This is a genomic window from Enterococcus sp. DIV0187 (genome assembly GCF_051713785.1).
Lineage (GTDB): Bacteria > Bacillota > Bacilli > Lactobacillales > Enterococcaceae > Enterococcus_A > Enterococcus_A avium.
This window is the reverse complement of the sequence record NZ_JBIOQO010000001.1, coordinates 2,508,431-2,524,884: the sequence shown is the minus strand read 5'-3', so window position 1 is coordinate 2,524,884 and position 16,454 is coordinate 2,508,431. Positions and strand designations below refer to the sequence as shown.

General features: G+C 39.3%; 10 protein-coding genes. 8 read left to right on the top strand and 2 right to left on the bottom strand.

Annotated features, from left to right (window positions below):
• Positions 1-9: 9 nt before the first annotated feature.
• Positions 10-1,386, bottom strand: coding sequence for a hypothetical protein (locus tag IGI52_RS12315; protein WP_438781460.1), 1,377 nt, complete (start codon positions 1,384-1,386; stop codon positions 10-12).
• A gap of 202 nt (positions 1,387-1,588) precedes the next feature.
• On the opposite strand from IGI52_RS12315, the gene IGI52_RS12310 reads away from it, so the two are divergent.
• Together IGI52_RS12310 and IGI52_RS12305 are read left to right on the top strand one after the other, a co-directional pair.
• The gene (locus IGI52_RS12310) at positions 1,589-1,897 is read left to right on the top strand and encodes a helix-turn-helix domain-containing protein (RefSeq protein WP_438781459.1); all 309 of its coding nucleotides are present in this window, start codon (positions 1,589-1,591) and stop codon (positions 1,895-1,897) included.
• Positions 1,898-2,635: 738 nt separating this feature from the next.
• On the top strand, positions 2,636-4,414 hold the full coding sequence (locus tag IGI52_RS12305; protein WP_438781458.1) for a MucBP domain-containing protein: 1,779 nt from the start codon (positions 2,636-2,638) through the stop codon (positions 4,412-4,414).
• A 660-nt stretch (positions 4,415-5,074) separates the two neighbouring features.
• Here IGI52_RS12305 and IGI52_RS12300 read toward each other — a convergent pair.
• A protein-coding gene (locus IGI52_RS12300) for an IS982 family transposase (RefSeq protein WP_438781457.1) occupies positions 5,075-5,991 on the bottom strand; the annotation gives its coding sequence in 2 pieces (ribosomal slippage) (positions 5,075-5,178 and positions 5,178-5,991; 918 coding nt in all).
• A gap of 195 nt (positions 5,992-6,186) precedes the next feature.
• Here IGI52_RS12300 and IGI52_RS12295 point away from each other — a divergent pair.
• The 6 genes from IGI52_RS12295 to essC are packed head-to-tail and all read left to right on the top strand — an operon-like array spanning position 6,187 to position 16,280.
• Positions 6,187-6,483 carry a WXG100 family type VII secretion target gene (locus tag IGI52_RS12295; RefSeq protein WP_218257399.1) on the top strand — a complete coding sequence of 99 codons (297 nt, stop codon included), beginning with the start codon at positions 6,187-6,189 and terminating at the stop codon, positions 6,481-6,483.
• 56 nt (positions 6,484-6,539) lie between these two features.
• On the top strand, positions 6,540-9,914 hold the full coding sequence (gene esaA / locus IGI52_RS12290; protein ID WP_438781456.1) for a type VII secretion protein EsaA: 3,375 nt from the start codon (positions 6,540-6,542) through the stop codon (positions 9,912-9,914).
• Positions 9,907-10,389, top strand: coding sequence for a type VII secretion protein EssA (essA, locus tag IGI52_RS12285; protein WP_438781455.1), 483 nt, complete (start codon positions 9,907-9,909; stop codon positions 10,387-10,389). The genes esaA and essA overlap by 8 nt, the downstream gene beginning before the upstream one ends.
• Before the next feature lie 12 nt (positions 10,390-10,401).
• A complete protein-coding gene (locus IGI52_RS12280) occupies positions 10,402-10,674 on the top strand; it encodes an EsaB/YukD family protein (RefSeq protein ID WP_438781453.1) in 273 nt (90 codons plus the stop codon).
• The gene (essB, locus tag IGI52_RS12275) at positions 10,661-11,830 is read left to right on the top strand and encodes a type VII secretion protein EssB (protein ID WP_438781452.1); all 1,170 of its coding nucleotides are present in this window, start codon (positions 10,661-10,663) and stop codon (positions 11,828-11,830) included. The genes IGI52_RS12280 and essB overlap by 14 nt, the downstream gene beginning before the upstream one ends.
• Positions 11,811-16,280, top strand: a complete 4,470-nt coding sequence (essC, locus tag IGI52_RS12270) for a type VII secretion protein EssC (protein ID WP_438781451.1) — start codon at positions 11,811-11,813, stop codon at positions 16,278-16,280. Before essB ends, essC begins: the two co-directional genes overlap by 20 nt.
• Positions 16,281-16,454 lie beyond the last annotated feature (174 nt).

Genomic DNA, 16,454 nt, shown 5'->3' with positions numbered 1-16,454 from the left:
ATTCTATATTTAGTTTTCAGTGGTAGCCGAGTACACATATGCTAAGTACCACACAGTTGTTGATTTTTCTTGTCCTGTCCATACATCGGTATATGTTTCTTGTGATGAGACAAGTTCTACATGTGCTGACCATGCGAAAGGATTCAAAATGTCGTACATGTGTTCATCTGATAAGAATCCACCATATGGTCCAACAATACCTTCTGCAATTTTGTTGATTGATTCTAGTGCGTCTTCTTGTGATTCGTATTCACGAGTGTTGAAATCAGATTGGAATGACGCTAGATCATTTTTCAAGTAGCCAATATTTTTGTGTTTGATACGCAATGATTCTAAAGCTTTATAATAAGCATCACTTGATTCTTTTGAATCGTAATGACCTGAAAAGCCAAGTGGCATTTGTTCTTTTGCGTCTTTAGCTTTGTTAACAGCATAATCAACTAATTCATCTGATTGTTTTACGGCATCAAGATCATAAATTCCACGATATTTGTTGATCGTATCTAAGATTGCACGTTTTAGTGCGTCTTCTGATGCTGTGTAGGAACCATTATCATTTTTGGTGATGAAATCTTTGACGTTTTTGTTATGATCAAAATCATTGATCTCGTCTTTAATTTCATCTTCTTTTTCGATAACTGTATCATTTGGATCTTTTGCTTCTGATGGTTTTTCAGGTTTTTCTTTGTCTTTATCTTTATTTTCTTCATCATCCTTTTCATTGTTTGACTCTGACGATTCAGATGTCGACGATTCGCTTGATTCTTTGCTTGATGAATCACTTGTTCCTGCCGAGCTAGAATCAGATGTTGACGACTCTGGCTGAACCGGTTTAGCTGGCTCAGATGGTTTTGTTTCATCTGACGGTTGTGTTGGTTCAGGTTTCGGCACAGGAGCAGGTTCTGGATTTGGTGCAGGTTCAGGTTTTGGTTTGTTTGCTTCTGCTTTAATTTGAGCTGCTTGCGCATCAGCTTGTGAGCGTGCGTTTTGTGCGTTTGCTAATGCTGCATTTTTTCGTTGTTGTAATGCTGATCGTTGAGCAATACGTTGCATCATTGGACCACGGTTATTATCGATCGCTTGCTGACATTCAGCTTCACGGCCTTTCCACACTTGATGATAAGGTGAGGATGGATCAGTTGCGTATTTTAGATTTTGTGTCCATGTGTCGATCATGCCTTGATTCTGATTGATACTCCATGTGAGTTGATTGATTTCGTCGTCGTATGAAGCAGCTTCGTTTTCAAATTGAGTGATCGAATTTACTAAGCTGTCACTAACACCAGCCACGCCGTTCCAAGTGGCTGCGTTGACTGCGATAGGTGCGAATGTCATACAGCATAAAGTTGTTACAACCAACAATTTACTAAACTTTCTCTTTTTCATAAGTTAACCTCCTCGTTCTTCATTCAAATCATTCATTGATAGTCGCATGACTATTGCTAGTGATTCTTAAATAATCGTACAGTAATTGCAGATCATTTTCAATACATATATTACTATAATATAATTCAAATAGATACATATCATTAACTGCTGAAAAACCTTGTTTGTCTGTATCATTTGTTTGAGAGAGGGCGGCGTTGATATGTTGAATGAATTAGTCACGAAAAGACTACGTGAGATCAGAGAGAGCAAAAATATGTCGCGAGCCGTTTTAGCTGAAAAGTCAGGGATCGATGAAACATACTTAGGTCGAATCGAAAGAAATGAAATTAACACGACAGTTCAAACGCTCGATAAGATCATAAAATCGCTTGATATTACTTATGATGATTTCTTTTCAATGTTCACACTCGATGATGAATGGTCAGAAATTATCAGCAAAGTCGAATCGTCAGACAAAAAGGAATACATCATGCAAGCGATACAAATCTTATTGCAAATAGATGACTAAAGATTTTGGACCCAGCAATTGGGTCTTTTTTTTTGTTATACAATGCAATTAAGAGCACCGCAACGCGGCTAACGGGATGCGTAGCATTTCGTGCGGTAAAGGGCGCAGTCAGCTATGCTGACCGAGGAAAAATTATGAAATAATTTTTGTGAGTACACGCCCCTTATGCTCTTGTCGTCAGGACACCACTTTTGCTTGCAAAAGGTCCCACATATCAAGGACCTACTGGTATGATAACGTTTGGAGCGAGTTCTGAGAGTGATTTTCTCGAAGGATGAGGGACCATAGGGTCCTACTCCCCCCAAAATGTTGATGTAGCAAAGGGGGATTAGGGAACTTTTTTGCGATTTAAAATAATTAGTGTAGGACAGGGGGACGTTGGATCCGCATCCCTCTGTTAGAGATGACGAACGACGCGTTAGTATTGGAATGTAGATCATTTAATGGATAATCTCTTTTTTTAGAGTTAATGTTGCCAAATAAAGTGTTATTTTAAATCGTAAATGGAATTTGTTAACGAGTAGAGTAGAGTAGATTTAACGTCGAAAATGGTGTTAACAGTTCGCTAACAGATTGTTAGCAGTTTTATCTCTTTCGTTAACAACGCGATGAACTTTGTTAACAAAAAAATATATTAATTGATGATCGGATTATGTATTATATGTATTGTTTTGCTCTTAAATGTGAGATATGATTATCTTAGAATGTTTGTCATCTGACAAAAAAGGAGGAAATTTAGTGAGAAGGAATAAGTTGAGGAAATTGTTTGTCTTGTCATTAGCGTTCTTTGGTACAGTCGCATTTGCGGACAAAGCTAGTGCAGCAGAAATGCATCGCTTGTACAATCCAAACAGTGGAGAGCATTTCTACACAGCCAACACAAACGAAAAAAATCATTTAAACAAGATCGGTTGGAAGTACGAGGGGATTGGTTGGACAGCACCATCTGGTGGGAATGCGGTCTATCGTATGTACAACAAAAATGCTGGCGATCATCACTATACCATGAATGCCAATGAAAAGAATCATTTAGTAAAAGTTGGCTGGAAGTACGAAGGGATTGGCTGGTATTCAGACACGAAAAAATCAGTTCCGCTTTATCGAGCGTACAATCCAAATGCAAAAGCTGGCTCCCACAACTACACTGTAAATTATGGGGAACAACAGAATTTGTTAAAGGTAGGTTGGCGTAATGAAGGGATTGCTTGGTATGGAATTAATAACACTAATCCTACACCGCCGAAACCTGCACCTAAACCTATTACCAAATATACCGTGACTGTTAAACATGTTGGATCAGATAGAAAAACATTAAAATCTGCATCTATATCTATTGAAAAAGGAAAATCTTACACAGCAAAAGCTGGAAGCTTCTCTGGCTATACATTAAAAGGTAGCAATTCTCAAACAGTCACAGTAAATGGCAACAAAACAATTACCTTTAACTACACAAAAAATGCACCACCTGTACAAAAACATCTCATTACAACACAACATAATGATGAAAACGGAAAAAATCTTAAAACGACAAATGAGTTTGTTGTTGAAAACACACAGTATACCGCAAAAGCTATTTCAATTAGTGGCTACACATTGATTGGACAAGCAGCAAAAACCATTACTGTTAAGGGTTCTGTTATCATCACATTTTCTTACAAGAAAAATCCAGAACCAAAACCAAAATTCACTGTGACAACAAAACACATTACTACAGACAATACATTGCTTGATTCAACTACAAATCAAGCTGAAAAAGGTCAAAATTTCACAGCAAAAGCAAGGACCTTTACTGATTATGAATTGATTGGTAATGCATCACAAACAATTAATGTACAAAACAACGCGACGATCACATTCACGTATGAAAAAATCAAACGACCCGACACATTTAACTTACATGTTTATGTAGATGATGTGTTCTATAAGACCATCGTCAAAACAATCAATGATGGTGAAAGTTATCAGCCTGCAACAAAAAATCTTGGATTGGATGAAAATGAATTTGATTTATCTGATGGCGTAACCTATCAACAAAAAAATTGGATCGGTGGTCAAACGTACAATTATGATTTTTATGTATCAAGGTACGAAGTATTGTCCGACACTGAAAAAGCAAAAGCTGTTAGCACTATTCTCACCAATGTTAATGCTTTGCGTGCGCAATATGGTAGGCAACCAGTTCAAGCGCTGACGCAATTAAATTCGGCGGCTGGTTTAAGAGCAAGAGAAATTCAAGAATTATTCTCTCATTATCGACCTGATGGTTCAGAGTGTAAAACAGTCTTAGCTGAGTTTGGTATTAACAATGCTGGCTATTTTGGAGAAAATATTGCTACAAACAGTTCTGTTTCATTCTCAGATGGACAAAGAGTCGGTCAACGATTATATGATCAATGGTTTGACAGTGCTGGTCACAAAGCTAACATGTTAGATGCAAATTACAAATATATTGGTATCGGACTATTCACAGATAAAAACACAGTATATGGAACCCAATTGTTTATGAGTTACAATTAAATACAAGTCATGCCCTATCTCAGTGAGATGGGGTTTTTTCATTAAAAATAGGAACAACGCGTTAACGTCATTCCTTTTGGAAAGTGGCTGTCTTGTTACTTCAAACTACTGCAATTTATTGCAAACTTTAGAAAATGAAAAAGCACTAGAACCGCGTGATTTCAGCACTTCTTCATCTTACTTCAACTACTAAAAACCATTTATGGAGCTGGCGAGAGTCGAACTTGTAGTATAAAAATGTTGATATAACATCATTCCTATTTTGCTGTTGCAACTACGTAAAAAATTTATGTCATTTTTTAATCGCTTTGTCCAAAGCGTTGTTGGATAATTTTGAACGTTGCCCATTTTGAGTTAAAAGAGTGATGTGTATGACGAAATCTGTGCACATCTATACGTTTCAATGTGTAGTCTAGCTCTGCGATCACGAGATCATCAATTTTGATTCGCCAATTTGGTGTCTTGTACATTGACAAATTTTTTTAATGATATTGTTTGCTCGATTTGTATCAAAAATTCATCTATACATTAAGATCAATTTCCACTAATATGATTTTTGCCTCTCTCTTTTTTTAGATAGCAACATTCGTAATTAAGTAATTTATAGCTAAAACATAATTTATATAGACATATATATTTTACCCGTGGTGCTAGTTGATTTTAGAAACGCCCCAAAGAGTATTTTAACGTTTCTCCATAACGTTCTTGTGCCTTAGAAAGCATTAAACAGTAGACAAGCAAGATGCTTTCTAATCGACTTTCCCCCCTAATAATGACCTACTTTTAAAATTCTGAATCCCAAAATTTTCCCAACTAGAAAACACCGTTTCAATCACCTTGCGGTGTTCAGATAATAATGAATCGTTAAGTTTATTGTTATTTTTGGCATTCTTTTTTACTGGAGTAGATAGCTCTATACCTTTATTCAACAGTCTTTTTTGCATGTCTGAGCTAACGTAGCCCTTATCGCCCAATAGTTTTTCAATAGGACAATCAAAGGCAAGTGTTTCAGCCATATTCACATCATGAATTGAAGCTTTAGTGACTGTGTAAGTTAAGGGAAAGCCAGTTTTGGTAACCATAACACTAATCTTCAATCCGTAAAAATATAACTTTTTAGTTGAGTTGTAGCCGATATCAGCTACTTCAGACAAAACTTTTGCTCTTCGATTTCTTACGGGTTTACACAATGGGCTAGGAAAGCTGTCAATAATTGCAAAAAGTTGATCTTTAGGATTGGCATGTTCAATCACAAAACGGTAACGAATGAGTTTAATAGCTGTGGTTAGGTTGACACATAATCGAGTAAATCTTGATCGATCAGGAAAATGTTCTAATGCTAAAACGCTCCGTACGGAGCGATATATAGCTCTTTGAGTAGTTAATCCATTCATCATTCCCCATATAACACAAGAAATGATGACGGTATCAGGTTGCTTTAACAGATGAGTGTTCTTTCGATTTTTTATTTTCGCAGGAACGTATCTTTTGTAAAGTGACTGAATGATTTCTAGAATTTCAGAAAACATTAGTTGAGTATTTGTGTAAATTTCGATATATTTAGTTTGACTTTGCATAGAATAACCCCTCATTTCGTCGTTGTTTTGAGCTTATTCTATCGCAAAGTTTTTATTTTTCTCAGTTTCTAATCAACTAGCACCACGGGTATATTTTCTATTTCAAATAAATATAATTTTTATTGATATTTTTGTAAAGGCGATGTAGAATAACAAGTGTTAAAATAACCTATGTTTTCAAGGAGGAGTTATTAAATGTCAGGAGCAATTACAGTAACACCCGAGCAGCTGAAATCGCAAGCGAAGGTGTATCAACAAGCATCATCACAAATCGAGGATGCGATTCGCAAGGTGAACTCAATGAATCAAACGATCTCTCAGCAATGGCAAGGGGAAGCGTTCCGTGCTTATCTAGAACAGTATAACCAATTGGAAGGTAACGTAAAACAAATGGAAGAACTGTTGGAGAGTATTCATGGACAGTTGAACAAATATGCGGATACAGTGGCAGAACGCGACCGTCAAGATGCTGGTTCATTTGGATTAAATTAAAAGAGCGGAAAACGTCAGCACACAAGCCGTGCTGGCGTTTTTTTGAGGGAAAGAATATGAAAAAGAAAATAGATAGCACATTCTCTTTACTGGCCATAACGATTGGCGGGATAGTGCTAGTTACACTACTGTTGTTTTTTGCCCTGAAGGATGACAATCTCAGAAAAGCGGGTGAGGATCGGACAAAGCAAGTAACCTATGCGTTAGTAAATGAGGATAAGGGTGCGAAGTTTGAGAATAAGCAATACATATTAGGCAGAGATTTTGTGACCTTGATCAACAATGATTTAGAGCACAATTGGCAAACTACAACGAGAAGTGTTGCGGATTCGGGGCTTACTAACGGTCAGTTTGATGCGGTCATTTATATTCCGCAAAATTTTTCTGAGAGATTATTGGATTTGAAAAGCATTGCGCCGGATCAGGCTGTGGTGGATTATCAAGTGGGTGAAGGACAGAATGAGTTAACGAATCAGACAGTCCAGATAAAAGTGGACAGCATCCTAAAAGAATTCAATCAACGAATTGTTCAAATGTATTTTTCCAGCATTGTCGGTAATCTTTCTGAGGCGCAAAGAAATGTAAACACTATCGTCAAAGGCGATAAGGAAACCCATACAGAATTAGCATCAACTATTCAGAGTCCGTTTAAAGAATTACCGAGTGGTTTTTCGTCTGTGTTGGATGTTTCTAGTATTTTAGATGAGGATAATAAACGATTTATTGCAGAGCAAAAAGGCTTTGTCGATTCCGTAAAGCAATTACTGGATTCAAATAACGAGGGATTAAACAGCTCCAGTGAATCCGTTGAAAAGAATAAAGAGACTGTAGATCAATTCACAGATGATGTAAATAAAAAAATAGAAGAGGCGATCAAGCAATTTAACGATCAGGTTGAGCTTCAAAAAAAACAATTAGCTTTGCAGTGGGAAAGTGATCTGACGAATTACCAAGGACAATTTGACGGATTGAATCATTCTTTGATGCAGCAGATGAACAACTTTTATCAAACGGATTCAAACTCTTCGAAGACCAGCGGTGTCTTGGCTGATTTTTATGCACAAGCCGCTTATTTTCAAGAAAACCAAGCAGAGCGCAAAGCGGAAATAGAAAATGAAATTACTCAGTTGACCGAACAAGTAGAGACCTTAAAAGAATTGCGAAAAACAATCGCTGAAACCTACTATGCCGACGGAGAAAAGACACCTGACACTGCAACCGATGAAGATGCGAAAACAGCGATATTAAACATGGCTGATCTTTCTGTTAGTCAGAATTCATCAAAATTGAAAGCTCAATACCTGCAAGTATTGAATGATAAGATCAATACTTTAAATAGCGGAGAACTAGAAGCTTTATTGAATCTTCTAGTTAGTGAAGGGAAGATTACAACACCGCAAGCGGATCAATATAAACAAGAATTGAGAATCATCGAGCGATACGCTCTTGATTATGGAGTAGCTTTTAATTCGGGGCCGACATTTACCTACCTATCCAACAACAATGCGCCACATATAAACCCAGTTGATATTGTTCAATCGCGAACATTTGTCATCCAAACTACTGGAACGACTACGCTTGATTTAAATTCAGGTTCTAACATAGAAATCAAGGATGCAGCAGTTCTTGCAACACAGATCAAAGCAACACTTGATGGTCAATTGAGCGCTTATGACTATGAAGCTACAGTTACACCAGCTTCTTCACAAAGCCTAACCATTACTATGGCATTGAAACCAGGTGGTACGCCACCTGCTAATTTACCGAATCAAATTAGCGTAACAATCCAACCAACGATTCAATGGACATTGTCAGATATAGAATCTAAAGAGTCTTTTGTTAACCTGATCTATAACTGGAGTGTAAATGGTTCTGAACAGGTTTCGGGTTATTACGCGAGCTTTGTTGATAAAAAAAGCCCATTGATCAATGATTTACCACATATTTTAGCGCAATTTGAAGCTTTAGGCGGCTGTGCACAACAGATTATGACGCTTTTTGCTGATCCAAGTCAGCAATCAAATGTAGCGAGTTATCTTGCTACAATTAACGATCCGGCAAATGTTGGAATGAAACTAGAAGATTTTGCGACTAGCGAATCGATTTATCATTCATATGACAATATCACGGACGAAGCGAAAAAGAATTTGATCCAAAATTCTTTGGTAAAAGAATATAAAGATGGCGGCGATAAACTCTACCGCCAAACAGAAGCTCAAATCAACGCCCTGCTTCAAACAATCGGAACAAAAGACAATGCGGCAAATGAAAAAAATACACTCTATAGCACGTTGCACTTTATGATGACACCGGAAATGCTGAAAAATGAAGCCAACAAACTTAATCAATGGTTTAAGCAGGCAAATGAACAAATCGCAACAACCTATGGCAGCTGGACAGAAGCGGACAAGGTTCAGACCGAATCAATTATCAACGATGAGAACCCTCATCCGGAGTCTGGCGATACGAAACCGATCGCCGAATCGACGGCAGCCATCGTAGATTCAATGAAGCAACTTGTAGAGACAGCGAAGCAATCCGCTGATTCTACGAGTAAATCGGCCGCTGAAGTCGAAGATGTGGGATCGAAAATTGAAGACTTAACGAAAACGACGAAAGAGGTTCATGGAAACGCAGATAAAGTGCTGAATAACTTGGACAAGGTCGTGAAAGATGCAAATGAAAAAGATACCACCAATGATAGTTATAGCAAAAATTTTGATAAAGTCCTTGCGAATACACGACAGGGCGGTGCAGACAATCAGAAAGTCTTTAATTTCTTAGCGAGTCCAATGAACACGTTAGGTGCGTTTGGTGAAAGTCGCACGATCTCCGTGGTTCCTTATTATTTAACATTCATTGGAACATTGGTAGCGATTTTTATCGGCTACGGACTTTCATCAAGTTTGTTTGAACGACAGTTGCGCCAGTACGATTTTTTTGTTACGCAAAGTCGTATTTGGAAAAATACACCAAATGCGCTACGAACATTAGTTATTAGCTGTATCATTGCTGGTTTTGTCAGTGGGCTGACGACATCAATGGTCAACGTGAAATCAGTAGGTAGCTGGGCCAGTTACACATTCTTAGTCTTCTTGATGTGTTTATTGTTCACTACAGCTTTCGCACGACAGTTTAGAAGGTCGAGTTTGTTCGTTGTTGGCGTACTCTTTGGATTTTACTTAATGATGACTCCGTTATTAGGGATGACAACGACACCTGGAAGTATCGTCCGTTTTATATTTAGGTTCTCACCTTTACAGAATATCGAGAATGGATACAGCGCATTAATCAATGGTCTGTCGATTGGATGGCTGACTTATTTGATTTTAATTCTGCTTATTCTGATTGCTTTAGGGTTGAACTTCTTAGTGAATGTGCAAAAGGATGCAATGGGTGAACCATTAGGACAGGTGATCGATCATGAATAAGCAAAAATTTTTAGGTGTATTTATGTTGTTAATTGCCGCATTTTTTATTAGCGGCGAGGCTTCAGCCGAAAATGGAAAATTGACGATCAACAATCAGGTGATCTATGAAAAAAATAAAGAAAAGGAAGATTCGATCGAATACTTGATCGCACCGGATCTGTTTTTAGAACATAAAACAGCTATCAATCAACAAAATTTAGCAGCCCATGAAAAAATCTCGCAGCAAGCAAAAGAGCAGGTATTTGTAGCGAAACAATTACCTCAAACAGGTCAAGCCCAAAAAGTGTATGTTAAAAAACTATTTCTAGAAAACTATGAAGGCGCAGCTGCACATTCGAATCAAGGAATACAACAATCAGGGATTATCTCAAAAGGATTGATTTATTTCTTTGCCGCAGTAGCGGTTGTTGGCATGCTAGTTCTGGGGATTCTGTTGGGACGAAGATTTTCAACGGTTTTTGTTAGAAAAAAATAGGGGGCAACAATTTTGGAAGGTAAAACAGCAATCAACATTGGCCTACATTTTAATGAACGGGTGATTGATCTGCGTATCCCGAATCGGGTAACGCTGGAGCAACTGGTACCGTTGCTACAAGAAGCGCTGGCGATCATGAATTTTACGTTGCCGGACAGCTTTTCTTTAGAGTTGATCAATAAGCCAATTAGGATCAATCCACGGTTGCCGTTAGCCAACTATCCAGTCAGTGATGGTGATCAATTACTTGTGAGAACGGAGAAAAAAAATAATGGAACGAAATGATGGCTCAACAACGATCGAGCAAACGTTAAATCAAGAAATATTAACCACACGACTAACGGCGAATCAGTTTAAAGGAACGATGATTGAACACTATCAAACGATTCTTGAGCAAACGGATGATTGCTTAAAAGGGAAAATCGTTCAACATACGGAAGAAGAATTGGTGATTGATTATGAGATCCCAAAACTTGGAGAGCCAGTAGCGCAATTGGCTGAACGTTCGAATGAGTTGGAACGTTTGGAGTTGGCTCAAAAGCTGCGTTTTCTTTTGAAGCAGCACCAGCAATTGATCAACCCTTTTATGCATCCGCAAAATTTATTTGTTGTTGGTAACACAATTCGATTAGGTCATCGAGGGTTATTAGAAATCGTTGCTCCTTTTCAACCAACCGATGCAGATTTTTTAAAACAATATAAGGCACTAATTTGCTTTATTCTGCAGCCGAAACTTGATTTTGCAGGATTAGTAGATGGTTTAGGAGCCGTTAAGCATTCTTTAGTAGAAAAAATCTATCTTGCGACGACACCAGCAGAGATCGATCAGTATCTTTCAGAATCCATTACGATTCTGCGGGAAAGGAATCGACGGGAAAAGAAACTAGTGAGGAAATCGTATTATCGTTTATTTAAGTGGGGAAGTATCGGACTGCTGATTGTTGCCATTGGCTTAGGGATCGGTTTGTCCGTCTATGCGAGTCGAATTGTTCCCTTACAAGAGCGGGTAATCGAAGCGGAATCGAAATTCATCTTCAACGATTACTCTGGTGCAGCGACAGAATTGAAACAAGATGAAGCGGAAAAGTTGCCGACTTCGGCGCAGTATATTTTGGCAGTCAGCTATATTCAATTAGACAGTTTGACCAATGAACAGAAGGAAGCTGTTCTAAACACGATTTCCCAAAAATCCAGTGAGAACACGTTACTTTTCTGGATTTATCTAGGTCGCGGTGATTTTGAAAAAGCGTTAAGCCTAGCGAAAAATATTGGAGATAATCAATACGTTCTTCATGCGTATACCAAGCTATACGATGCGACAAAGGCTAATTCCCGAATGGATGGCGAGAAGAAACAAGAGTTGTTGAAGGAATACGAAGAACAAATCAACAATTATGTGAAATTGCTGGGAGGACAAGCCAATGATGACCAAGCTAAATAATCAGCCTTGTCCTTCGATTGACGATCAAATCATAGAAAAGGAAACAATCCTTTATGATGTCTTTCTTTTAGGAGAGCTTTTTGACCATATCGAACTTTCTGAAGGACAAAGGGTTCATTTTCATGGATCGGTAATCAATTGTGTAAACGGAAAAATCTTCTCTGAAAATTCTGTAAAACCTGAAAAAGAAATGATTTTATTGCCTCATTCTGATTTAACTGTCTTTACGACAACTTTGCCAAAAGAGAAGTGGATAATCTCAAAAGCATTGGGTTCAGAAATTTGCATTGCAAGCGAAGCTATTGGCGTCCTTTCTATTAAAGAAGATAAGAAAGAATTGAAATTGAGAGTGGAGGCAAATGGGGAGAAAGTCTACTGGAATGATCAACGAGTGGCACAACTGACAACAGAATTCGGTGTCGGTGATCGTGTCATTATCAGCGGTGTTATGATCGAACGACGGGAAAAGCAATTCAAGATCACTTGTTTGAAACAGAACGTCAAATTGGATTTTCGCAAAGTGATGCCTGAAGCAATGAAAAATGAGTTTCCAGTCAGCTTCCCTGATTTTCGCCGCAGTCCGCGAATCCATCTTAAACCGCCTAAAAAGGAGCAGACCGTGACGCCACCGAGCGCGAAAACTGCAGAGGGAAAAAGCGAGATTCTTCGATCGATTGTTCCGCCATTAGGAATGGTTGTACTCAGTGGTGCCTCTAGTGTATTGAGCGGAGGAAATCCGATTATGATGCTCAGTATGGGCGGAGCGAGCTTACTCACCGCCGGCTTTTCAGTTTCTAGTTATTTTACCAATAAAAAGGAAACTAAACGAAAAAATGAATTGCGTGATGAGACCTACCAACGTTATATGATTCAGCAGAAAAAAGAATTAGAACAATTATCAGCCGAACAGCGGGAGGCTTTGGAATACCAGAATCCTGCGATGGAAACAGTATCTCAGATGACGAAAGAGTACCATCCGCGAATTTATGAACGGACGGCAATGAATGCAGATTTTCTTCAATTCCGTTTAGGAACTGGCGAAATTCCAACGAGCTTCAAAGTCGATTTTCGTAAAAATGAAAATGAAGCGGATCCTTTAGCTGATTTTGCAGAGGAGAAAATCGTTTGGCCGCATCAAATGTTGAAGGATGCACCGATTACTACCACGTTACTTGATCAGACGATTGGTTTAGCGGGAACGCCAGACAATCTTCGTAACGCCGTTCAAACGATTCTTTTCCAAATCTCCGTTTTTCATTCGTATCGTGATGTTCAGTTTATTGCCTTATTAAATGAAGAAGATTACGCAGAAAAATGGCATGATTGGCGGTGGCTGCCCCATTTTCAATTGCAGCAATTAAATTTGCGGGGCATGATCCACAATGCGCAAAGTCGTGATATGGGACTCAATTCTTTTTATCAACTGATTTCGAAACGCCGGCAGCAGCTCAAAGAATCTGAAAAGAATGAAAAAATTCAGTTCTCTCCCCATTATGTACTGACGATCTTAGATGAGAGCTGGTTATCCGGCCATGGGTTGAATGAATATTTGGCCGAAGACATGAGTCAATACGGAGTCACCGTTATTTGGGGCAAAGAAACAGCGAATATGTTGCCGGAAACAACGACGACCATGATCGAATACCAAAGTAGTGAAGCGGCAACTTTAGTCAATGAAAATCATGTGTATGTGAGTCAATTTTTCCGCCCTGTTCATTTACCAAAGGAATTTACCGTAACCGAAGCGATTCAACGGCTGGCAAATCTGAACCATGTGGAAGTAGAAAAAAATGCAATTCCAGAAGCAATCGATTTTCTTGGCATGTATGAAGTCAAAAGAACTGAGGAGCTGCAGATTGCTCAGCGCTGGCAAAAGGCCAATACCTCTAAGTCATTAGCAGTGCCGTTAGGGCTACGTGGGAAAGACGATATTGTCTCATTGAACTTGCATGAGCGAGCACACGGCCCTCATGGTTTAGTTGCTGGGACGACCGGCTCAGGTAAATCCGAAATCGTTCAAAGCTATATCTTATCTTTGGCGGTCAATTTTGCGCCAGAGGATGTTGGGTTCCTGCCGATCGACTTTAAGGGTGGTGGGATGGCAAATCTATTTGCGAAACTACCGCATCTATTAGGCTCTATCACCAACTTAGATGGGGCCAGTTCTGCTCGTGCGCTGCAAAGTATTCGTGCGGAGCTGCAGAAGCGTCAACGAAAATTTGGTGAGTTCGGGGTCAATCATATCAATGGCTATACCAAGCTTTATAAACAAGGAAAAGAAATCACCGATCCAGTAGAAAAGAGAAAATATCCAAGTGATCCATTGCCTCATTTGTTCCTAATCAGCGATGAGTTTGCCGAGTTGAAGGCTAACGAACCTGATTTCATGGCAGAATTAGTTTCCACAGCTCGGATCGGTCGATCATTAGGGGTTCACTTGATTTTGGCAACGCAAAAACCAAGCGGTGTCGTGGATGATCAAATCTGGTCTAACTCTCGTTTCAAACTCGCTTTGAAAGTAGCCGATCCTGCTGATTCAAATGAGATTATCAAAACACCGGATGCGGCAAGTATTACCCAACCTGGCCGTGCGTATCTGCAAGTCGGAAACAATGAAATTTACGAATTGTTCCAATCCGCTTGGAGTGGTGCCACCTACGATCCAAATGCGACCCATGAAGAAAAAATCGACGAGCGGATCTGGTGGATTAATAATCTAGGTCAATATGAATTACTGACTATGGACCTTTCTGAAGATGAAGTCGCAGTCGTTAAAAAGGAAGAAGAACAAACACAGTTAGATGCAGTTGTTGAAGCTATCGCTAAATACGCCGATCATTCTAGTGCGGTTCTGCCGGATAAACCTTGGCTTCCGCCGTTAGAAGAAATTCTCGATACACCGGTGATCAATTTAAATGAATGGAAAAAGGAACGTCGCTTAGCCGTACCGTTAGGATTAATGGATATTCCGACACGTCAAGAGCAGGTCAATTTTGATTTTGATTTAGAAAGCTTCAGTCATACCGCGGTTTATGGCTCACCAGGCTTTGGTAAATCAACCCTCCTGCAAACCTTGCTAATGAACTTAGCGCGGCAAAATAATCCTGAGCAAGTTCAATTCAACCTCTTTGATTTTGGAACGAATGGCTTGCTGCCATTAAAGGAGCTGCCGCATGTAGTGGATCATGTTCGCTTGGAGGAAGAAGAGAAGCTATTGAAATTCTTGAAACGAATTCGTACCGAGATCCAACAAAGAAAAGACGCTTTCACGAACTATGGTGTTGCCAGCCTTTCACAATATGAGAAGAAAGCTGGTGTCTCTTTACCTGTAATCGTCACAGTCGTGGATGGTTTTGATGCGATCAAAGAATGCCCATTAGAGGAACCAATCGAGTCTGTGCTGAATCAATTATTAAGAGAAGGGGCTAGTTTAGGGCTTTATGCTGTAATGGCTGTCTTACGAACCAATAGCTTCAAGATGAGCATGTCGAGTAATATTCCGTCTCATATTGGCCTGTTCTTGGTCGAAGATGGCGCGATCCGCGATGTCGTTGGTCGTGATGCGTTGATCTCGCAAGAAATTATCGGTCGGGCACAAATCAAATTAGAAATGCCGCAGGAGGTTCAAATCTATCTGCCAGCAAAAGGTGAAAATGACATTGATCGGTTGAACCATCTCGAAGCGGAAATCGTAGAAATCGATCACGCTTGGAAAGGCGAGCGGCCTACGAAGATTCCAATGTTGTCCAATGTTATCAGCTTGGAAGAATTCTATGGAAATAAAGAAACGCAGCTTATGCTGGATCAGCTGCAGCTGCCGATTGCTTTGGATAAAGAGTCGACAGCGGTGGTCGGATTTGATCCCAAAGCTCATGGTTATTTCGTGATCGGAGACGATACACCGCAACAGACTGAATCCATTGAGGGAGTCATCATGGAAAACTTCAAACGATTGGCTGGGCAAGCACAACGGGTCATTTTTAATAGTGGGGATCGATTTGAACCCTATTCAGAAAGTGCGGACATGTTGGTCTCTGAAGGTGAGTACAGTACCTTTACCAATGACTTGATCAGTGAAATCAGTGAACGCGAAGCCAGCGGGATTCATGAGCCGATGTTCGTCTATATCCCAGATGTTCAATCATTTAGTGATAAATCCTTTATCACTAGTGAGAACTTTAATCGCTACCTGAAGAAAGGACCAAAAGTAGGTATCTATTTCATCCTGCAAGGCAATCAAAAACAAATCGAAAACAGCTTTGATGATGTCAATAAAACCTTACGAGCCAATATTCCAGCCGGAATGGCAGGCACCCGCTTGGTGGATCAAAGTTTTGTCAACGTGAAAAGCAGCTACAACGAGCCAACCGTTGAGTTGGATGAAAGTCACTTCTTTATAGGTAGGAATGCCTGCCGGGTGAAGCTGGTTAGTGAGCAAAATAGCTATTGATAAAGGAATGAAGAGGAGAGATATTTTGAAAGAAACATTGAAAGCAGCAAAACAAAAGATGAAAAGTGAGAGTAGGCCCTATAATACGTACGGCTATTATGTAAGCTTACCGATTTTATTTATAACCATATTGATTTTGTCTTACTTAGGGATTGATATAGGAACTACGATAGG